Source organism: Enterobacter sp. SES19, from assembly GCF_011765665.1.
GTDB classification, from domain to species: domain Bacteria; phylum Pseudomonadota; class Gammaproteobacteria; order Enterobacterales; family Enterobacteriaceae; genus Enterobacter; species Enterobacter pseudoroggenkampii.
Genome location: NZ_CP050320.1, coordinates 4,404,874 through 4,423,972 on the forward strand (window position 1 = coordinate 4,404,874; position 19,099 = coordinate 4,423,972).

General features: G+C 57.0%; 17 protein-coding genes. 13 read left to right on the forward strand and 4 right to left on the reverse strand.

Translation table 11 applies throughout. The annotated features are described in order from the left end of the window. Positions 1 to 234: 234 nt before the first annotated feature. The 5 genes from GXP72_RS21145 to pckA all read left to right on the forward strand — a co-directional run bounded on the left by GXP72_RS21145 (position 235) and on the right by pckA (position 6,399). Positions 235 to 2,370, forward strand: a complete 2,136-nt coding sequence (locus tag GXP72_RS21145; RefSeq protein WP_024907914.1) for an intracellular growth attenuator family protein — start codon at positions 235 to 237, stop codon at positions 2,368 to 2,370. 66 nt (positions 2,371 to 2,436) lie between these two features. Next, positions 2,437 to 3,120, forward strand: coding sequence for a GMP/IMP nucleotidase (gene yrfG, locus GXP72_RS21150; protein WP_032648326.1), 684 nt, complete (start codon positions 2,437 to 2,439; stop codon positions 3,118 to 3,120). Further along, positions 3,117 to 3,518 carry a ribosome-associated heat shock protein Hsp15 gene (gene hslR / locus GXP72_RS21155; protein ID WP_024907912.1) on the forward strand — a complete coding sequence of 134 codons (402 nt, stop codon included), beginning with the start codon at positions 3,117 to 3,119 and terminating at the stop codon, positions 3,516 to 3,518. The genes yrfG and hslR overlap by 4 nt, the downstream gene beginning before the upstream one ends. A gap of 17 nt (positions 3,519 to 3,535) precedes the next feature. Further along, positions 3,536 to 4,420 carry an Hsp33 family molecular chaperone HslO gene (hslO, locus tag GXP72_RS21160; protein ID WP_161495995.1) on the forward strand — a complete coding sequence of 295 codons (885 nt, stop codon included), beginning with the start codon at positions 3,536 to 3,538 and terminating at the stop codon, positions 4,418 to 4,420. A 359-nt stretch (positions 4,421 to 4,779) separates the two neighbouring features. Next, positions 4,780 to 6,399, forward strand: coding sequence for a phosphoenolpyruvate carboxykinase (ATP) (gene pckA / locus GXP72_RS21165; RefSeq protein ID WP_208763308.1), 1,620 nt, complete (start codon positions 4,780 to 4,782; stop codon positions 6,397 to 6,399). 126 nt (positions 6,400 to 6,525) lie between these two features. Here pckA and envZ read toward each other — a convergent pair whose 3' ends face one another. Next, on the reverse strand, positions 6,526 to 7,872 hold the full coding sequence (gene envZ / locus GXP72_RS21170) for a two-component system sensor histidine kinase EnvZ (protein ID WP_008503047.1): 1,347 nt from the start codon (positions 7,870 to 7,872) through the stop codon (positions 6,526 to 6,528). After that, positions 7,869 to 8,588 carry a two-component system response regulator OmpR gene (ompR, locus tag GXP72_RS21175; RefSeq protein WP_001157751.1) on the reverse strand — a complete coding sequence of 240 codons (720 nt, stop codon included), beginning with the start codon at positions 8,586 to 8,588 and terminating at the stop codon, positions 7,869 to 7,871. The genes envZ and ompR overlap by 4 nt, the downstream gene beginning before the upstream one ends. A gap of 228 nt (positions 8,589 to 8,816) precedes the next feature. On the opposite strand from ompR, the gene greB reads away from it, so the two are divergent. The 5 genes from greB (at position 8,817) to feoC (ending at position 14,854) form a co-directional block, all read left to right on the forward strand. Next, positions 8,817 to 9,290 (forward strand): transcription elongation factor GreB, encoded by a 474-nt coding sequence (greB, locus tag GXP72_RS21180; protein ID WP_008503048.1) that lies wholly within the window; start codon positions 8,817 to 8,819, stop codon positions 9,288 to 9,290. Between the two features lie 88 nt (positions 9,291 to 9,378). Further along, entirely contained in the window at positions 9,379 to 11,709 is a 2,331-nt protein-coding gene (locus GXP72_RS21185; RefSeq protein ID WP_025910299.1) for a Tex family protein, read from the forward strand. Positions 11,710 to 12,028: 319 nt separating this feature from the next. Then, positions 12,029 to 12,256 carry a ferrous iron transporter A gene (gene feoA, locus GXP72_RS21190; RefSeq protein WP_008503050.1) on the forward strand — a complete coding sequence of 76 codons (228 nt, stop codon included), beginning with the start codon at positions 12,029 to 12,031 and terminating at the stop codon, positions 12,254 to 12,256. Between the two features lie 30 nt (positions 12,257 to 12,286). Next, positions 12,287 to 14,605, forward strand: coding sequence for a Fe(2+) transporter permease subunit FeoB (feoB, locus tag GXP72_RS21195; RefSeq protein ID WP_208763309.1), 2,319 nt, complete (start codon positions 12,287 to 12,289; stop codon positions 14,603 to 14,605). A 12-nt stretch (positions 14,606 to 14,617) separates the two neighbouring features. Next, positions 14,618 to 14,854 (forward strand): [Fe-S]-dependent transcriptional repressor FeoC, encoded by a 237-nt coding sequence (feoC, locus tag GXP72_RS21200; protein ID WP_024907906.1) that lies wholly within the window; start codon positions 14,618 to 14,620, stop codon positions 14,852 to 14,854. A gap of 33 nt (positions 14,855 to 14,887) precedes the next feature. Here feoC and GXP72_RS21205 read toward each other — a convergent pair whose 3' ends face one another. Both GXP72_RS21205 and bioH read right to left on the reverse strand, forming a co-directional pair. Next, positions 14,888 to 15,157, reverse strand: coding sequence for a YdgH/BhsA/McbA-like domain containing protein (locus GXP72_RS21205; RefSeq protein WP_024907905.1), 270 nt, complete (start codon positions 15,155 to 15,157; stop codon positions 14,888 to 14,890). Between the two features lie 111 nt (positions 15,158 to 15,268). Next, positions 15,269 to 16,042: a pimeloyl-ACP methyl ester esterase BioH gene (gene bioH, locus GXP72_RS21210; protein ID WP_024907904.1), complete on the reverse strand. Its 774-nt coding sequence runs from the start codon at positions 16,040 to 16,042 to the stop codon at positions 15,269 to 15,271. 36 nt (positions 16,043 to 16,078) lie between these two features. On the opposite strand from bioH, the gene gntX reads away from it, so the two are divergent. The 3 genes from gntX (at position 16,079) to gntT (ending at position 19,032) form a co-directional block, all read left to right on the forward strand. Beyond that, positions 16,079 to 16,762, forward strand: coding sequence for a DNA utilization protein GntX (gene gntX, locus GXP72_RS21215; protein ID WP_024907903.1), 684 nt, complete (start codon positions 16,079 to 16,081; stop codon positions 16,760 to 16,762). Between the two features lie 61 nt (positions 16,763 to 16,823). Then, on the forward strand, positions 16,824 to 17,399 hold the full coding sequence (nfuA, locus tag GXP72_RS21220) for a Fe-S biogenesis protein NfuA (protein ID WP_008503055.1): 576 nt from the start codon (positions 16,824 to 16,826) through the stop codon (positions 17,397 to 17,399). A 316-nt stretch (positions 17,400 to 17,715) separates the two neighbouring features. Further along, complete coding sequence (gene gntT / locus GXP72_RS21225) at positions 17,716 to 19,032, forward strand: gluconate transporter (protein WP_024907902.1); 1,317 nt, start codon at positions 17,716 to 17,718, stop codon at positions 19,030 to 19,032. Positions 19,033 to 19,099 lie beyond the last annotated feature (67 nt).

Sequence of the window (19,099 nt, forward strand, 5' to 3'; positions counted from 1 at the left end):
GTGCAACGTAGCAGGAATCAATCCTCAATTCAAAACAAATGTCAAGAGGTTGAAATGTTTCCAGGAATTTGCTGATATCGCGCCATAACAGGCTTTGCTATCATCACCGGTCACTGGGATGCGCTTCAGAATGCTCAAGTTCGACTCCATACTTGCCGATAGCCAACCACAGACACTCATTCAATGTAAAGGTGCTACTGACTACACCTGTAAGATAAGTAAGATGGGGAAAGCATGAGCACCATTTTGATTGTTCTCGCTGCTATGCTGGCCGGCGCATTGGTTGCAGGGTGGATGTACAGGCGCCGCGTACAGCGCCGTTATCGTCTGCCCTTTTTAAATGCATTTGCGGGCGCGACCACGCGTAAACTCACGCAAGACGAGCGCGATGCAGTTGAAAACTATCTCGAAATCCTGAACCGTTCTCAGCTCACGCCTGGGCCAACGGGAGCTACCGCCGCCCCCGTCGCGCTAAAGCTCAATGCGCAAAGTGATACCGTGCTCTGCGTGACGCGCTCCATCACGCGCTATGGCATCACCACTGATGACCCCAACAAATGGCGCTATTACCTGGATTCCGTCGAAGTGCATCTCCCTCCGTCCTGGGAGCAATACATTAATGACGAAAACAGCGTTGAGCTGATTCACACCGATTCGTTGCCCCTGGTTATCTCGCTTAACGGCCACACGCTGAATGAATATCTTCAGGAAGCCCCGCGTTTTGCGCTGGAGCGTGCGAGTTCAACGCAGGCTTCCATTCGTGGCGAAGAGACTGAGCAGATCGAACTGCTGAATATTCGCCAGGAGACGCATGAAGAGTACGCCCTGAGCCGCCCGGACGGCATTCGTGAAGCGCTTCTGATCGTCTCCGCCTTCCTGCTCTTTTTTGTCTGCCTGCTGACGCCGGATGTGTTTGTCCCCTGGCTGGCGGGAGGCGCGGTGCTGCTGCTGGCGGCCGGGCTTTGGGGTCTCTTTGCCCCACCGGCCAAAACCTCGTTGCGCGAGATCCACTGCCTGCGCGGTACGCCAAAGCGCTGGGGCCTGTTCGGTGAAAACGATCAGGAACATCTCAATAATATTTCGCTCGGTATTATCGACCTGATCTACCCGCGCCACTGGCAACCGTGGATTGCGCAGGACCTGGGTCAGAAAACGGATATTGATATCTACCTTGACCGACACGTTGTGCGTCAGGGGCGCTTCTTGTCCCTGCATGATGAAGTGAAAAATTTCCCGCTTCAGCACTGGCTTCGCAGCACGGTCATTGCCGGCGGCGCGGCGCTGGTCTTAGTCATGCTGCTGCTTTTCGTGCCGCTGGATATGCCCATCAAATTCACCCTGTCGTGGATCAAAGGGGCGCAAACCATCGAAGCGACCAGCGTCAACAAGCTGGATGAAGCCGGTGTGCGCGTGGGGGACACGCTGCGCCTGAAGGGTACCGGGATGTGTAATATTCACACCCCGGGGGCGTGGAACACCCGCCAGAATTCGCCGTTCATGCCGTTCGACTGCTCGCAAATTATCTGGAACGACGCACCGCCGCTGCCGCTGCCGGAATCCGAAGTGGTGAATAAAGCCACGGCCCTTACCCAGACGGTGAACCGCCAGCTGCACCCGAAAACGGACGATGACTCGCGCGTCAGCCCCGCGCTGCGCTCGGCCATTCAAAAATCAGGCATGGTTCTGCTGGATGATTTTGGTGACATCGTCCTGAAAACGCAGGATTTATGCTCCTCTCAGGATGAGTGCATACGTCTTAAAAACGCCCTGGTAAACCTGGGTAACAGTAAAGACTGGGACTCGCTGGTGAAACGCGCCGAAGCGGGACGACTGGACGGTGTTAACGTGCTGCTGCGTCCGGTGAGCGCTGAATCGCTGGATAACCTGGTCGCCACCTCCACCTCGCCGTTCATGATGCGCGAGACCACCCGTGCGGCTCAGGCGCTGAACAGCCCGGCACCGGGCGGGTTTGTGATTGTCAGCGATGAAGGCAGCGACCTGGTCGATCAGCCTTACCCGCAGGTTGCGCTTTATGACTATCCGGCGCAGGAGCAGTGGAGCCAATTCCAGCGCCTCGCGCAGATGCTGATGCAAACGCCGTTCAGCGCCGAAGGGATTGTCACAAGCCTTTACACCGATGCCAACGGCACTCGCCATATCGGCCTGCACCGGATGCCGGATAGCGCAGGTTTATGGCGTTACGTTGGCACCTCTTTGCTGATGACCGCGATGCTGATCGCCATTTTCTGGAACGGTTTTATGGCCCTGCGCCGCTACCAGCGCTCGCGCACCCGGCTTGCCGACATCCAGCAGTATTATGAAAACTGCCTCAATCCTAAGCTGATCCCCTCGTCTGAGAGCCTGATCTGATAACGTCGTTGCGCGACAAGATGTGCTACCCTGTCGCGCACGTTTCTTCTGGCTGGAGTTCCCCTTATGCATCTTGATATCGCCTGGCAGGAGGTTGATACCGTTCTGCTGGATATGGACGGCACGCTGCTCGATCTCGCCTTTGATAACTATTTCTGGCAAACGCTGGTTCCAGAAACCTATGGCGAGCAGCAGGGGATCTCCCCGACAGAAGCGCAGGCATTCATTCGTTCGCAATATAGCGCGGTCCAACATACGCTAAACTGGTACTGTCTTGACTACTGGAGCGAACGCCTCGGTCTGGATATTTGTGCCATGACCACCGCCCAGGGTCCACGCGCCGTATTGCGCGAGGATACGGTTCCGTTCCTGGATGCGCTGAAAGCAAGCGGCAAGCGCCGTATTTTACTGACCAACGCGCATCCACATAATCTGGCGGTGAAGCTGGAGCATACGGGTCTGGCGTCGCACCTTGATTTATTACTTTCCACCCACACATTTGGTTATCCGAAAGAGGATCAGCGGTTGTGGCATGCGGTGAAGGAAGAGACGGGTTTGCAGCCAGAACGTACGCTGTTCATTGATGACAGCGAGCCCATTCTGGATTCCGCGGCAAAGTTTGGCATCCGCTACTGTCTGGGCGTTACCAATCCTGACTCTGGCCTGGCTGAAAAAAGCTATCTGCGCCACCCTGGACTGAACGACTATCGCCAGATGATCCCCTCACTGACCGTGAAGGAGACGCCATGAAAGAAAAACCCTCTGACGGGGTAAGACTGGATAAATGGCTGTGGGCGGCGCGTTTTTATAAAACGCGCGCCCTTGCCCGCGAGATGGTTGACGGCGGAAAAGTGCATTACAACGGCCAGCGCAGCAAACCGAGCAAGCTGGTTGAGCTGAATGCCACCTTAACGCTGCGTCAGGGCAACGATGAACGTACGGTAGTGATTAAAGCCATTACCGAACAACGTCGACCCGCAACGGAAGCCGTACTGCTTTATGAAGAGACGACGGAGAGCATTGAAAAGCGCGAGAAGACCGCGCTGGCGCGCAAAATGAACGCGCTGACGATGCCTCACCCGGACCGGCGACCGGATAAAAAAGAGCGCCGCGACCTGATGAAATTTAAACACGGTGAGACTGAATAACCTCACCCGCACGAGAGATGAAAATGGCCCAACACGACCAATTACACCGCTATCTGTTTGAACAATTCGCCGTGCGCGGCGAGCTGGTCACCGTATCTGAAACCTGGAAACAGATTCTGGAAAACCACAACTACCCGCTGCCGGTGAAGACCCTGTTGGGCGAACTGCTGGTTGCCACCAGCCTGCTGACGGCGACGCTGAAGTTTGCCGGTGATATCACCGTGCAGCTGCAGGGTGACGGCCCGATGACGCTGGCGGTCATTAACGGCAATAACCAGCAGCAGATGCGCGGCGTCGCGCGCGTTCAGGGCGACGTGCCTGAAAATGCAGACCTCAAAACGCTGGTGGGTAATGGCTACCTGGTGATCACCATCTCCCCTGAGGAAGGTGAGCGCTATCAGGGCGTGGTAGGTCTGGAAGGCGATACCCTGGCGGCCTGCCTGGAAGATTACTTTATGCGTTCTGAACAGCTGCCGACGCGTCTGTTCATTCGCACCGGTGAAGTGGACGGTCAGCCTGCTGCGGGCGGTATGCTGCTTCAGGTTCTGCCTGCGCAGGACGCACAGACCAATGACTTTGAACACCTGGCGACGCTGACAGAAACCATCAAAGCGGAAGAGTTGTTCAACCTGTCAGCGACTGACGTGCTGTGGCGTCTGTACCACGAAGAAGAAGTGACCGTTTACGACCCGCAGTCCGTGGAATTTAAGTGCACCTGCTCCCGCGAACGCTGCGCTGGCGCACTGAAAACCCTCCCGGATGAAGAGATCGACAGCATCATGGCGGAAGACGGTGAAATTGATATGCACTGTGACTACTGCGGTACGCACTATGTGTTCAATTCAATGGATATCGCAGAGATCCGCAATAACGCCTCCCCGGCAGATCCACAGGTTCACTAAACCTCTTTCCCCTCACCCTATAACCCTCTCCCCTTTGAGGAGAGGGCTGGGGTGAGGGTAAAAACTCCCCCCAAGCTGAATCGTTTTCCCTATGTAACTCTTACGTAATTTTCTTACGTGTATGCGATTACATTCACATTCCTTCCGATAAAATCACCAGTCTTTAACCTTTTAGGAACATTTTCCCCACCCAAAAAGCGATTCCTGCGATAATCCGCCTGCGCTGTGACTGGAGTCGCAGCGTTTTCCGTTAGTAAGGGTTTTGTCCAGATGCATGAATCTATGAGCCCCGTCGCGGTAAACAACCCCAGAAAAACCCTACAATTTCAGGCAGTACATATTGGCTAAGGAGCAGTGATATGCGTGTTACTGGTTTAACCCCGCAAGATCTCAAGGCTTATGGTATTCACGACGTCCAGGAAATCGTCTACAACCCCGACTACGATACGCTGTATCAGGAAGAGCTCAATCCAGCACTGGAAGGATACGAGCGTGGTGTGTTGACGAATCTTGGTGCTATCGCCGTCGATACCGGTATCTTTACCGGTCGTTCGCCGAAAGATAAGTATATCGTCCGAGACGAAACCACCCGCGATACGCTGTGGTGGGCTGACAAGGGCAAAGGGAAGAACGACAACAAACCGCTCTCTCCGGAAACCTGGCAGCACCTGAAAGGGCTCGTCACCCAGCAACTTTCCGGCAAGCGTTTGTTTATTGTCGACGCTTTCTGCGGCGCTAACGCCGACACCCGTCTCTCCGTACGTTTTATCACCGAAGTGGCCTGGCAGGCGCATTTCGTGAAAAACATGTTTATTCGTCCAACCGACGAAGAGCTGCAGGACTTCACCCCTGATTTCATCGTGATGAACGGCGCGAAATGCACCAACCCACAGTGGAAAGAGCAGGGTCTGAACTCCGAAAACTTTGTTGCCTTCAACCTGACCGAGCGTATCCAGCTGATCGGCGGTACCTGGTACGGCGGCGAAATGAAGAAAGGGATGTTCTCGGTCATGAACTACCTGCTGCCGCTGCGGGGCATTGCCTCCATGCACTGCTCGGCGAACGTCGGTGAAAAAGGCGACGTGGCGGTCTTCTTCGGCCTGTCCGGCACCGGGAAAACGACTCTGTCCACCGATCCTAAACGTCGTCTGATTGGCGATGACGAACACGGCTGGGATGACGATGGCGTATTCAACTTTGAAGGCGGCTGCTACGCGAAGACCATTCGCCTGTCTGAAGAAGCCGAGCCGGATATCTTCCACGCGATCCGTCGCGATGCGCTGCTGGAAAACGTCACCGTGCGTGCCGACGGCTCCATCGACTTCGACGATGCGTCGAAAACGGAAAACACCCGCGTCTCTTACCCGATCTACCACATCGACAATATCGTGAAGCCGGTGTCAAAAGCGGGTCATGCCACGAAGGTTATTTTCCTGACGGCGGATGCGTTCGGCGTACTGCCTCCGGTGTCTCGCCTGACGGCCAGCCAGACGCAGTACCACTTCCTCTCGGGTTTCACCGCCAAGCTGGCGGGTACCGAGCGCGGCGTGACGGAGCCAACCCCAACCTTCTCCGCCTGCTTCGGCGCAGCCTTCCTGTCGCTGCACCCGACACAGTATGCTGAAGTGCTGGTGAAACGCATGCAGGCATCCGGCGCGCAGGCATACCTGGTGAACACCGGCTGGAACGGCACCGGCAAACGTATCTCCATCAAAGATACCCGCGCGATTATCGACGCCATTCTGGATGGTTCTCTGGACGACGCCGAAACCTTCACGCTGCCGATGTTTGACCTGGCGATCCCAACGTCGCTGCCGGGTGTGGATACGCATATCCTCGACCCGCGCAATACGTACGGTTCGCAGGAGCAGTGGCGTGAGAAAGCGGAATCGCTGGCGAAGCTGTTTATCGAGAACTTCGAGAAGTACACCGATACTCCGGCGGGTGCTGCGCTGGTGAGTGCGGGTCCGAAGCTGTAGCCCTTCCCCCTCTCCCTGTGGGAGAGGGTCGGGGTGAGGGCATCAGGCCGCAGAGACCGTATCTTGTCGGGTGGCGGCTTCGCCTTACCCGACCTACAAAAAAGGGTGGCGAATGCCACCCTTTTTTTAACTCTCTTTCACCTGCCCCCGCGTGACCGGTACCGGCAACCAGGCGCGAATGCTCAACCCACCCCGCTCGCTGGTGCCAATCTCCAGCAACCCGTTATGGTTATCCACAATACGCTGCACAATCGCCAGGCCTAAGCCCGTACCGCTGGTGCTGCGCGCGCTGTCACCGCGCACAAACGGCTGGAACAGATGCTTACGCTGCTCGGGCTTGATGCCCGGACCGTCGTCTTCCACCTGGAACCAGGCGCGGTTGAGCTCAGAGCCGCTGCTGACCTTAATCCAGCCGTTGCCGTAGCGCGCCGCGTTAACCACCATGTTGGCCACCGCGCGCTTAATGGAGAGCGGGTGCATGCGTACCTGGATCTCGCCCGCCTGAAGGTCGGTATCAATCTCGCGCTCGTAGCCGCTTTCCGCCGCCACCACTTCGCCCAGCACCGCGTTCAGATCCGCCATCTCCATCGGCATCTCCTGACCGGTGCGCAGGTAGTCGATGAACTGCTCGATGATGGCGTTGCACTCTTCGATATCCTTGTTGATGGACTCGGCAAGATAACCGTCCTCTTCTCCCATCATCTCCGTCGCCAGACGGATACGCGTCAGGGGGGTGCGCAGGTCATGGCTCACGCCCGCCATCAGCAGCGTACGGTCATCCGCCAGCTGCTTCACGCCTGCCGCCATATGGTTAAACGCACGCGTCACCGAGCGGACTTCCGAGGCGCCATACTCGCGTAGCGGAGGAGGAATAATCCCTTTACCGACCTGCAGCGCAGCGTGCTCCAGGTCGACCAGCGGTCGGTTCTGTATACGGATAAACAGCCAGGCCCCGCCTATCGCCAGCAGCATGATCGCCAGGGTATAGCGGAACAGCGGCGAGAAATCGCCCTGATGGATTTCGGTCAGCGGGACGCGCACCCAGATGTTGGGTGACAGCCAGGTTTTCAGCCAGACGACGGGCGAGCTTTTGTTGACCTCAACGCGCACTTCCGTCGGGCCACCCAGCTGTTGCGCCATCTGCTGGCTGAGGAATTCATAGTGCTGCGCCCAGCGCAGGCCCGCGTCTTCCGCCGCTTCATTCGAGTAGAGCGAGATACCCAGTTCACGGTAGATTTCACGACGAAACGCCGGGGGAACGACGAGCTGCGTGCCGTCCTCCAGCTGAAGCTTATCGGTCATCAGCATACGCACTTCGTAGGCCAGGACCTTATTGAACTGCTGGAGGCTCGGCAGGATCGCAAAGTTCAACACCACCAGGTAGGTCGTCACCAGGCTGACGAACAGCAGGGTGACGATCAGTAACAGGGTGCGGGCAAACGAGCTTCGCGGCGAGAAGCGCATTCGCCTCATGCTTTAGAGCCGTCCGGGACAAACACGTAGCCCAGACCCCATACGGTCTGAATATAACGAGGATGCGCCGGATCTTCTTCCACCATGCGGCGCAGGCGGGAGATCTGCACGTCGATAGAGCGTTCCATTGCGGAGTATTCGCGACCGCGCGCCAGGTTCATCAGCTTGTCACGGGAAAGCGGTTCACGCGGGTGGCTGACCAGCGCTTTCAGGACCGCAAACTCGCCGCTGGTGAGCGGCATTGGCTCGTCTTCACGGAACATTTCGCGCGTGCCGAGGTTCAGCTTGAACTTGCCGAAGGCAATAACGGCTTCTTCCTGCGACGGCGCGCCCGGCAGTTCGTTCGCCTGACGACGCAGTACGGCGCGAATGCGCGCCAGCAGTTCACGCGGGTTAAACGGTTTTGGAATATAGTCGTCGGCGCCGATTTCGAGGCCCACGATACGGTCAACTTCTTCGCCCTTCGCCGTCACCATGATGATCGGCATCGGGTTGCTCTGGCTGCGCAGACGGCGGCAGATAGAAAGTCCATCTTCGCCAGGCAGCATCAGGTCGAGAACCATCAGATGGAAAGATTCACGGGTCAGCAGACGGTCCATCTGCTCAGCGTTCGCGACGCTACGAACCTGGAAGCCCTGCTCGGTCAGATAACGTTCCAGCAGCGCACGCAGGCGCATGTCGTCATCCACGACCAGAATTTTGTAGTTTTCTTGCATTGTGTGTACTCCCAAAGGTTCGGATAGTCTTTGTAACAGCGTATTCTAAAAAAGTGCACGTATTCGACCAGTTAATTCTGGTATAAATTCTAGTCGAAATTGTTACAAAGCATATTTAACAGCAGCTTATCTGTTCATTTCATCACATAAATCATTATTAATCCTGTCTGTTACACTGTGTGGTACGTATTGTGCGCAAAACAGAGAACCGGCAGCAAAGGCAGCACCATGAAAACGCCCCTGATCACCCGCGAAGGGTACGAGAAACTCAAAAAAGAGATGGATTTCCTCTGGCGCGAAGAGCGTCCTGAGGTAACCAAAAAGGTGACCTGGGCCGCGAGCCTGGGCGATCGCAGCGAAAACGCTGACTACCAGTACAACAAGAAGCGGCTGCGCGAAATTGACCGCCGGGTACGCTATCTGACGAAATGCCTCGAAAATCTAAAAATTGTCGATTACTCCCCGCAGCAGGAGGGCAAAGTGTTCTTCGGCGCGTGGGTGGAGATTGAAAACGACGACGGCGACACCCTGCGCTTTCGCATTGTCGGCTACGATGAAATTTTTGGTCGTAAGGATTACATCTCCATCGACTCGCCGATGGCCCGCGCGCTGCTGAAAAAGGAAGTGGGCGATCTGGCCGTCGTGCAGACCCCAGCCGGTGAAGCCAGCTGGTACGTTAATGAGATCGTCTACGTAAAATAGTCCGAGAGCGCCCTCCCCGGCTGGCATTTTGCCGTGTCAGCCCGTATAACTATCCCCTGATTTTTTCGACTCAACAGATGATAAAGCCATGATGAAAGATTCGCTCTGCCGCATTATTGCGGGTGAACTTCAGGCCAGAGCCGAACAGGTAGAAGCTGCCGTTCGCCTGCTTGATGAAGGGAACACCGTGCCGTTTATTGCACGCTATCGTAAGGAAGTCACCGGCGGTCTGGATGACACGCAGCTGCGTAACCTGGAAACCCGTCTCGGTTATCTGCGCGAACTGGAAGAACGTCGTCAGGCGATCCTCAAATCCATCGGCGAACAGGGCAAGCTGACCAGCGAACTGGAAAGCGCTATCAATGGCACCCTGAGCAAAACCGAACTCGAAGACCTCTATCTGCCGTACAAGCCGAAGCGCCGTACGCGCGGACAGATTGCGATTGAAGCGGGTCTTGAGCCGCTGGCCGACCTGCTGTGGAACGAACCGTCCCACGATCCGGATACCGAAGCGGCGAAATTCATCGACGCCGACAAAGGCGTAGCGGACACCAAGGCCGCCCTCGACGGCGCGCGCTATATTCTGATGGAGCGCTTCGCCGAAGACGCTGCCCTGCTCGCCAAAGTGCGTGATTACCTGTGGAAGAACGCTCACATCGTCTCTACCGTCGTCGCGGGTAAAGAGGAAGAAGGCGCGAAATTCCGCGACTACTTCGATCACCACGAACCGATTTCCACCACCCCTTCCCACCGCGCGCTGGCAATGTTCCGCGGCCGCAACGAAGGCGTGCTGCAACTCTCCCTGAACGCCGACCCGCAGTTTGACGAGCCGCCGAAAGAGAGCCACTGCGAGCAGATCATCATCGACCATCTCGGCCTGCGCCTGAACAACGCCCCGGCTGATAGCTGGCGTAAAGGCGTGGTGAGCTGGACCTGGCGCATCAAGGTGCTGATGCACCTCGAAACCGAGCTGATGGGCACCGTGCGCGAACGTGCTGAAGATGAAGCGATTAACGTCTTCGCCCGCAACCTGCACGACCTGCTGATGGCCGCCCCTGCTGGCCTGCGCGCGACCATGGGTCTCGATCCGGGTCTGCGTACCGGTGTAAAAGTCGCTGTCGTTGACGGCACCGGCAAGCTGGTCGCCACCGACACCATCTATCCGCACACCGGCCAGGCAGCGAAAGCGGCCGTCGTGGTGGCGGCGCTGTGCGAAAAATACAACGTCGAGCTGGTCGCCATCGGCAACGGTACGGCGTCCCGCGAAACCGAGCGTTTCTATCTCGACGTGCAGAAGCAGTTCCCGAAAGTGACGGCACAGAAAGTGATCGTCAGTGAGGCCGGGGCATCCGTCTACTCCGCGTCCGAGCTGGCGGCACAGGAGTTCCCTGACCTGGACGTTTCCCTGCGCGGCGCGGTCTCGATCGCTCGCCGTCTGCAGGATCCGCTGGCGGAACTGGTGAAGATCGATCCGAAATCGATCGGCGTGGGCCAGTATCAGCACGACGTGAGCCAGACTCAGCTGGCGCGCAAGCTGGATGCGGTCGTGGAAGACTGCGTAAACGCCGTTGGCGTTGATCTGAACACCGCCTCCGTTCCTCTGCTGACCCGCGTGGCGGGCTTAACCCGCATGATGGCGCAGAACATCGTCGCCTGGCGCGACGAGAACGGCCAGTTCCAGAACCGTCAGCAGTTGCTGAAGGTAAGCCGTCTGGGGCCAAAAGCGTTTGAGCAGTGCGCGGGCTTCCTGCGCATCAACCACGGCGATAACCCGCTCGATGCCTCCACCGTTCACCCGGAAGCGTATCCGGTGGTGGAACGCATCCTGGCCGCTACTCAGCAGGCGCTGAAAGATCTTATGGGTGACAGCAGCGCCCTGCGCAACCTGAAAGCCGTCGATTTCACCGACGACAAATTTGGTGTGCCAACCGTTACCGACATTATCAAAGAGCTGGAAAAACCGGGCCGCGATCCGCGTCCTGAGTTCAAAACCGCGACCTTTGCTGACGGTATCGAGACCATGAACGACCTGCTGCCAGGCATGGTGCTGGAAGGTGCGGTGACTAACGTCACCAACTTTGGCGCGTTCGTGGATATCGGCGTGCATCAGGATGGCCTGGTCCATATCTCATCCCTTGCCGACAAGTTCGTTGAAGACCCGCACACCGTGGTCAAAGCGGGCGACATCGTGAAGGTCAAAGTGCTGGAAGTGGACCTGCAGCGCAAGCGTATCGCGCTCACCATGCGTCTGGACGAGCAGCCGGGTGACACCAACGCGCGCCGCGGCGGCAATGGCGGTGGCCGCGAGCAGCAGCGTCCGGCCGCGAAAGCGGCAAAACCGCGTGGACGTGACGCCCAGCCTGCAGGCAACAGCGCGATGATGGATGCGCTGGCGGCCGCGATGGGTAAAAAACGCTAAGGTCATAAATGCCCGGTGGCGCTGCGCTTACCGGGCCTACGGTTTTGTTGGCCGGGCAAACGCAGTGCCGCCCGGCAAGCAGGCCGCAGGGAATTAAAATAAATAGTGTGTAGCCATATTTAAACCGCGAATTATCACCCCGTTAACAAATACTCCGCTTTTCGTTTTCCCGGCATTTCAGCAAATATTGAGCAAGGTCAAAAAGGCCGTAAATTAATATCGCAAACAACATTCCGTCACAGTTTTAATATTGCTGATAAAAACTATTCTCATTATCATCGCATAGTAGATAATTTAACCTTTCGTGGAATCAGGCGTTATGCAATTCACTCCAGACAGTGCATGGAAGATTACCGGTTTTACCCGCGAAATTAGCCCGGCCTATCGGCAGAAGCTGCTGTCGCTGGGCATGCTGCCCGGCTCGTCATTCCAGGTCGTACGCGTGGCGCCGTTAGGCGATCCGGTTCATATCGAAACCCGACGCGTGAATCTGGTCCTGCGTAAAAAAGACCTCGCGTTAATAGAAGTCGAAGCCTTATCCCGATAACAAGCCAGCGGTTTCAGTGAGTCTAAAAAAATGAAAAAGTTAACTATTGGCTTAATTGGCAATCCTAATTCCGGCAAGACCACGCTTTTTAACCAGCTGACCGGGGCTCGCCAGCGCGTGGGCAACTGGGCGGGCGTGACGGTTGAACGTAAAGAGGGCCAGTTCACGACGACAGACAACCAGGTGACGCTGGTTGACCTTCCCGGCACCTACTCCTTAACCACCATTTCGTCACAAACCTCGCTCGATGAGCAAATCGCCTGTCACTATATTCTTGGCGGCGACGCGGATCTGCTGATCAACGTGGTCGACGCCTCAAACCTCGAGCGTAACCTTTATCTGACGCTGCAGTTGCTGGAGCTGGGTATCCCCTGCATCGTGGCGCTCAACATGCTCGATATCGCAGAGAAACAAAAGCTGCGCATCGACGTCGATGCCCTCTCCGCGCGCCTGGGGTGCCCGGTCGTTCCGCTGGTCTCGACGCGCGCGCGCGGTATTGATGCGCTGAAGCTGGCCATTGACCGTCACGCGGGAAATCGCGACGTTGAACTGGTGCATTACGCACAGCCTCTCCTGCGTGAAGCCAACGTGCTGGCGCAGGAGATGGATAACGCTATGCCTGCGAAACAGCGTCTGTGGCTTGGCCTGCAGATGCTGGAAGGGGATATCTACAGCCGCGCTTACGCCGGGCATGCGGCCGATAAGCTGGACGTAACGGTGGCCCGTCTTAGCGAGGAGCTGGACGACCCGGCGCTGCACATCGCCGATGCCCGTTACCAGGCCATCGCCTCGATTTGCGACGTGGTCAGTAACGCGCTGACGGCGGAACCCAGCCGCTTTACGGCGGCAGTGGATAAGATTGTGCTTAACCGCTTCCTCGGTTTGCCCATCTTCCTGCTGGTGATGTACGTGATGTTCCTGCTTGCCATTAACATCGGTGGCGCACTGCAGCCGATTTTTGACGCCGGTTCCGTCGCGGTCTTCGTCCACGGGATCCAGTGGGTGGGTTACACCCTGCACTTCCCGGAATGGCTCACCATCTTCCTCGCGCAGGGGATCGGCGGCGGTATCAATACCGTTCTGCCGCTGGTGCCGCAGATCGGCATGATGTACCTGTTCCTCTCGTTCCTGGAAGATTCCGGCTACATGGCGCGCGCGGCGTTCGTGATGGATCGTCTGATGCAGGCGCTGGGCCTGCCGGGTAAATCCTTCGTCCCGCTGATCGTCGGCTTCGGCTGTAACGTGCCGTCGGTGATGGGCGCACGTACGCTGGATGCACCGCGTGAACGTCTGATGACCATTATGATGGCGCCGTTTATGTCCTGCGGTGCCCGCCTGGCGATCTTTGCGGTCTTTGCCGCAGCCTTCTTTGGCCAGCAGGGCGCGCTGGCGGTCTTCTCGCTGTATGTCCTGGGCATCGTGATGGCGATCCTGACCGGTTTAATGCTCAAGCACACCATCATGCGCGGTGAGGCGTCACCGTTCGTGATGGAGCTGCCGGTGTACCACGTCCCCCATCTGAAAAGCCTGGCGATCCAGACCTGGCAGCGTCTGAAAGGCTTCGTCCTGCGCGCCGGTAAGGTGATTGTCATCGTCAGCGTTTTCCTGAGCGCCCTGAACAGCTTCACCCTGAGTGGACAGGCAGCGGATAACATTAACGACTCTGCCCTCGCCTCCGTCAGCCGCGTCATCACGCCGGTCTTCAAACCGATTGGCGTGCATGAGGATAACTGGCAGGCAACCGTCGGCCTGTTTACCGGCGCGATGGCAAAAGAGGTGGTTGTCGGTACCCTGAATACGCTCTACACCGCCGAGAACATTCAGGAGCAGGAATTTAACCCGGCGGAGTTTCACCTCGGTGACGAACTGCTGGGTGCCGTAGAGGAAACCTGGCAGAGCCTGAAGGACACCTTCAGCCTGAGCGTGCTGGCGAACCCGATTGAGGCCAGCAAAGGCGACGGCGAAATGGCGACGGGTGCCATGGGCGTGATGGGCGAGAAATTTGGCAGCGCGTCCGCGGCCTACAGCTATCTCATCTTCGTTCTGCTCTATATTCCGTGCATCTCCGTGATGGGGGCGATTGCCCGCGAGTCCAGCCGCGGCTGGATGGGTTTCTCCATCCTGTGGGGGTTAAACATTGCCTACTCGCTGGCGACGCTGTTTTATCAAACCGTTAACTTCAGCCAGCACCCGCGCTACAGCCTGGTCTGCATTCTTGCGGTTGTGCTGTTCAACGTGGTCGTTCTCGGTCTGCTGCGGCGGGCACGCAGCCGCGTCGACATCGACCTGCTGGCAAACCGTAAAACCGCCGCAACCTGCTGCAACAGCCCGGCGGGCGACTGTCACTAAGGAGCACACATCATGGCATCGTTGATTCAGGTTCGTGATCTGCTGGCGCTGCAGGGGCGAATGGAGGCGAAACAGCTGAGCCTCAGCCTGCATACGCCGCAGCCGATGATCGATGCCATGCTGGAAAGACTGGAAGCCATGGGGAAAGCCGTGCGGATTCAGGAAGACGCGGACGGCTGTCTCTCCGGCAGTTGTAAAAGCTGTCCGGAAGGAAAGGCCTGCCTCAGGGAGTGGTGGGCACTGCGCTAGTAAAGCCAGGCATCGCTGCCCGGCTTTATCGTATTACTTGTAGACGTCCGCCGTTGCGCGTACGTTCTTCGTGTCTTTGTTTGCACTGGTTACCACGTAGTACGTCCCACCCAGTTCATCCGCTTTCTTCGACAGCTCTCTGCGAGCATCCATCGGCGCGGTAGTATCAGACGTAGAGATCTCACCAACTTTGGTCAGATTCATGCCGGCAACTTTATCTTTTTCCAGCTCTTTTGCCGCAAAGACGCCAAATGAAAGTGACCCAATAACCAGAGAAGTGACAATACCTGTAACAAGTTTCATAACCTGACTCTCCATAGGATTGTTGTTTTGATTATCGTAGGCAGAACAACCGCAACGACATCTGGAGTATGGTTGCGGTGTGTAACTTTTTCCAGGCTGGATAGAAAATAATCAGTCGAAACGTTGACTTAACGCAATGAGCGCTGAACAAAACTCCGCCGGATGAGAGATGAACGGGGCATGTGCAGCTTTGGCAACGATCTGCGATTCGCTGTTCGGCCAAAGTGAATCCAGGAGTGGAACCACCTTGCGCGGCACAATTCCGTCGAGGTAACCGTAGATACGCAGGTGCGGCAGCGTCAGGGCGGCCAGCGGCTCGCGCAGGTCAACGGTTTTCAGGAGCTCAAGACCACCGTTAAGCACCTCAACCTCCGGCATCGGCAGTGAAAGCACGGTCTGCTTCAGCGTGCGGGCATCCTTACGGGCGGTTTCAGTTCCCATCGTCTGCAGGGCGAGGAACCGCTCTACGGTCCGCTGGAAATCTTCGCTCAGCTGCTGCTGGAATCCCGCCAGTACCTCGGGTTTTATCCCCGGCCACGCGTCCTGCGCACTAAAACAGGGCGACGACGCCACCGTCACCAGCGCTTGTACGCGGTCTGGTCGCGACAGCGCAACCTGGCTCGCCACCAGCCCGCCCAGGCTCCAGCCCAGCCAGACAGCGTTTTGCGGCGCGGCGTCCAGAACCTGCTGCGCCATCTCATCAAGCGACAACGCGCCATACCCGCGGCTGCGGCCAAAGCCGGGTAAATCCACCAGATGCAGTGTGAAATGCGAGGCGAGTTCCTCACGTATGCAATGCCATATCTCCGCATTCAGGCCCCATCCGTGCAGCAGCACAAGATGGCAATTTCCTGTCCCTACAGTCTGCCACCACAGCGTCTTCATCAGTTACTGTTCTCTTTTTTCACATGGAGGTTGCACATGCTAACAGTACCTGGGTTGTGCTGGCTATGCCGAATGCCGCTGGCGCTCAGCGGGTGGGGCGTCTGCTCCGTCTGTACGCGTTCGCTGGAATGGCGTATCGGGATCTGTCCACAATGTGGTTTACCGGCCACAAATTCCTCTTTGCCCTGCGGCCGCTGCCTGAAGAAATCCCCGCCGTGGAGCGCGCTGGTGGCCGTGGATGATTATGTTCCACCGCTGAGCAGGCTGATTCACGCGCTGAAGTTTTCCGGGCAGAGCTCGCTTGCACCGCCCCTTGCCCGCCTGCTATTGCTGGCGGTTTTGCAGGCACGGCGTCATCGCGCACTGCCGAAAATTGACAGGGTGGTGAATGTCCCCTTATACCGACATCGGCACTGGCGGCGCGGCTATAACCAGAGTGACCTGATCTGCCGTCCCCTCGCCCGGTGGCTCGGCTGTCGGTATGATGCCAGCGCGCTGACGCGTGTTCATGCCACCGCCATCCAGCATCAGCTCAGCGCGCGGCTTCGCAAAAGAAATCTCAAAAATGCCTTTCGCCTTGAATTACCGGTCGACGGTCTCCATATCGCGATTGTGGATGATGTCGTCACCACGGGCAGTACCGTTGCTGAACTTTCCCGACTGCTTTTGCGAAGCGGCGCCGCGTCGGTTCAGGTATGGTGTCTGTGCCGTACCTTGTAGCCCTTCTTCAATGGGCGTATGATTATACCCAGGTAATTTAGTCAACTATTAGGCCAAAGCTATGATCCGTATTTCCGATTCTGCACAAGCGCACTTTGCCAAACTGCTGGCAAATCAGGAAGAAGGGACGCAGATCCGCGTGTTTGTGATTAATCCAGGCACTCCGAATGCAGAATGTGGTGTTTCTTATTGTCCTCCGGACGCTGTGGAAGCCACCGACACTGCCCTTAAATTTGAACAGCTCACCGCCTATGTTGATGAGCTGAGCGCACCGTATCTTGAAGATGCGGAGATCGACTTCGTCACCGATCAGCTGGGTTCTCAGCTGACCCTGAAAGCGCCGAACGCGAAAATGCGTAAAGTGTCTGACGATGCCCCGCTGATGGAGCGCGTCGAGTATCTGCTGCAATCCCAAATCAACCCACAGCTGGCGGGCCACGGCGGCCGTGTTTCCCTGATGGAAATCACCGACGAAGGTTTTGCCATTCTGCAGTTTGGCGGCGGTTGTAACGGTTGTTCAATGGTCGATGTCACCCTGAAAGAAGGGATCGAGAAGCAGCTGCTGAACGAGTTCCCGGAACTGAAAGGCGTGCGTGACCTGACCGAACACCAGCGCGGCGAGCACTCCTACTACTGATTCAGTGCCCGTCTGTATTGCCCGGTGGCGCTGCGCTTACCGGGCCTACAAAACCCTGCTCCCCCTCTTCGTTCCCCTCTATATGTTGACCTGCGTCTCATAATTCACATTTTGCCTGCCAGGGTGATTCTCAATCACGTCATGTTACCCGTATCATTCTCATGGGCACTAAGCACACTCATAACAGCCGACTAAACTTAATGGTTTCCAAGGCATCAGTATTAGTGCCGTTACTTCTCTGTTCCCAGTTGGGACAATCGGAATGTGTCGTTGAAACAATGACGTTACCCATAACAATTCAAAGGCCAGGTAAATCATGCCATTAGTCATCGTTGCTATCGGTGTTGTGTTATTACTGCTCTTGATGATCCGTTTCAAAATGAACGGATTTATCGCTCTGGTTCTGGTGGCACTTGCAGTCGGTCTGATGCAGGGCATGCCGCTGGTTAAAGTTATCAGTTCCATCAAAGCCGGTGTCGGCGGCACGCTCGGCAGCCTGGCGTTGATCATGGGCTTCGGCGCCATGCTCGGTAAAATGCTGGCGGACTGTGGTGGCGCCCAGCGTATTGCTACCACGCTTATCGACAAATTTGGTAAGAAGAATATTCAGTGGGCAGTGGTGTTAACCGGTTTTACCGTCGGTTTCGCGCTGTTCTATGAAGTGGGCTTCGTGCTGATGCTGCCGCTGGTGTTCACCATCGCGGCTGCCGCGAGCATCCCGCTGCTGTATGTTGGCGTGCCGATGGCTGCGGCGCTGTCCGTGACCCACGGCTTCCTGCCGCCGCACCCGGGTCCAACCGCTATCGCGACCATCTTCCACGCGGATATGGGTAAAACCCTGCTGTTCGGTACGATTCTGGCGATCCCGACGGTGATTCTGGCAGGCCCGGTTTATGCCCGCTTCCTGAAGGGCATTGATAAGCCAATCCCGGAAGGTCTGTACAGCGCCAAAACCTTCACCGAAGAAGAGATGCCTGGTTTTGGCGTCAGCGTCTGGACCTCTCTGGTACCGGTGATCCTGATGGCAATGCGTGCCGTGGCAGAGATGATCCTGCCGAAAGGTCATGCGTTCCTGTCCGTTGCGGAATTCCTGGGTGACCCGGTGATGGCAACGCTGATTGCCGTGCTGATCGCGATGTTCACCTTCGGTCTTAATCGCGGCCGTTCAATGGATCAGATCAACGACACGCTGACCTCGTCCATCAAAATCATTGCCATGATGCTCCTGATCATCGGCGGTGGCGGTGCATTCAAGCAGGTTCTGGTCGACAGCGGCGTGGACAAATACATCGCGGCCATGATGCATGAAACCAACGTGTCGCCGCTCCTGATGGCCTGGTCTATCGCTGCCGTGCTGCGTATTGCGCTGGGTTCTGCGACCGTTGCGGCGATTACCGCAGGCGGTATCGTTGCCCCGCTGATTGCCACCACGGGCGTGAGCCCTGAGCTAATGGTTATCGCCGTCGGTTCCGGTAGCGTGATTTTCTCTCACGTTAACGACCCGGGCTTCTGGCTGTTCAAGGAGTACTTCAACCTGACCATCGGTGAAACCATCAAGTCCTGGTCCGCGCTGGAAACCATTATTTCGGTGTGCGGTCTGGTCGGGGTGCTGCTGTTGAATATGGTGGTTTGATGTAAAAAAGCCGGGTGGCGCTGACGCTTACCCGGCCTACATTCTATTCCCTCTCCCTCTGGGAGAG

Bases quoted from the DNA above. Each gene is read 5' to 3' on its own strand.
- GXP72_RS21205 (WP_024907905.1), bottom strand. From the start codon at position 15,157: ATGAAACTTGTTACAGGTATTGTCACTTCTCTGGTTATTGGGTCACTT.
- hslO (WP_161495995.1), top strand. From the start codon at position 3,536: ATGAAAATGGCCCAACACGACCAATTACACCGCTATCTGTTTGAACAA.
- greB (WP_008503048.1), top strand. From the start codon at position 8,817: ATGAAAACGCCCCTGATCACCCGCGAAGGGTACGAGAAACTCAAAAAA.
- GXP72_RS21145 (WP_024907914.1), top strand. From the start codon at position 235: ATGAGCACCATTTTGATTGTTCTCGCTGCTATGCTGGCCGGCGCATTG.
- yrfG (WP_032648326.1), top strand. From the start codon at position 2,437: ATGCATCTTGATATCGCCTGGCAGGAGGTTGATACCGTTCTGCTGGAT.
- hslR (WP_024907912.1), top strand. From the start codon at position 3,117: ATGAAAGAAAAACCCTCTGACGGGGTAAGACTGGATAAATGGCTGTGG.
- nfuA (WP_008503055.1), top strand. From the start codon at position 16,824: ATGATCCGTATTTCCGATTCTGCACAAGCGCACTTTGCCAAACTGCTG.
- GXP72_RS21185 (WP_025910299.1), top strand. From the start codon at position 9,379: ATGATGAAAGATTCGCTCTGCCGCATTATTGCGGGTGAACTTCAGGCC.
- gntT (WP_024907902.1), top strand. From the start codon at position 17,716: ATGCCATTAGTCATCGTTGCTATCGGTGTTGTGTTATTACTGCTCTTG.
- gntX (WP_024907903.1), top strand. From the start codon at position 16,079: ATGCTAACAGTACCTGGGTTGTGCTGGCTATGCCGAATGCCGCTGGCG.
- feoB (WP_208763309.1), top strand. From the start codon at position 12,287: ATGAAAAAGTTAACTATTGGCTTAATTGGCAATCCTAATTCCGGCAAG.
- feoA (WP_008503050.1), top strand. From the start codon at position 12,029: ATGCAATTCACTCCAGACAGTGCATGGAAGATTACCGGTTTTACCCGC.
- feoC (WP_024907906.1), top strand. From the start codon at position 14,618: ATGGCATCGTTGATTCAGGTTCGTGATCTGCTGGCGCTGCAGGGGCGA.
- envZ (WP_008503047.1), bottom strand. From the start codon at position 7,872: ATGAGGCGAATGCGCTTCTCGCCGCGAAGCTCGTTTGCCCGCACCCTG.
- ompR (WP_001157751.1), bottom strand. From the start codon at position 8,588: ATGCAAGAAAACTACAAAATTCTGGTCGTGGATGACGACATGCGCCTG.
- bioH (WP_024907904.1), bottom strand. From the start codon at position 16,042: ATGAAGACGCTGTGGTGGCAGACTGTAGGGACAGGAAATTGCCATCTT.
- pckA (WP_208763308.1), top strand. From the start codon at position 4,780: ATGCGTGTTACTGGTTTAACCCCGCAAGATCTCAAGGCTTATGGTATT.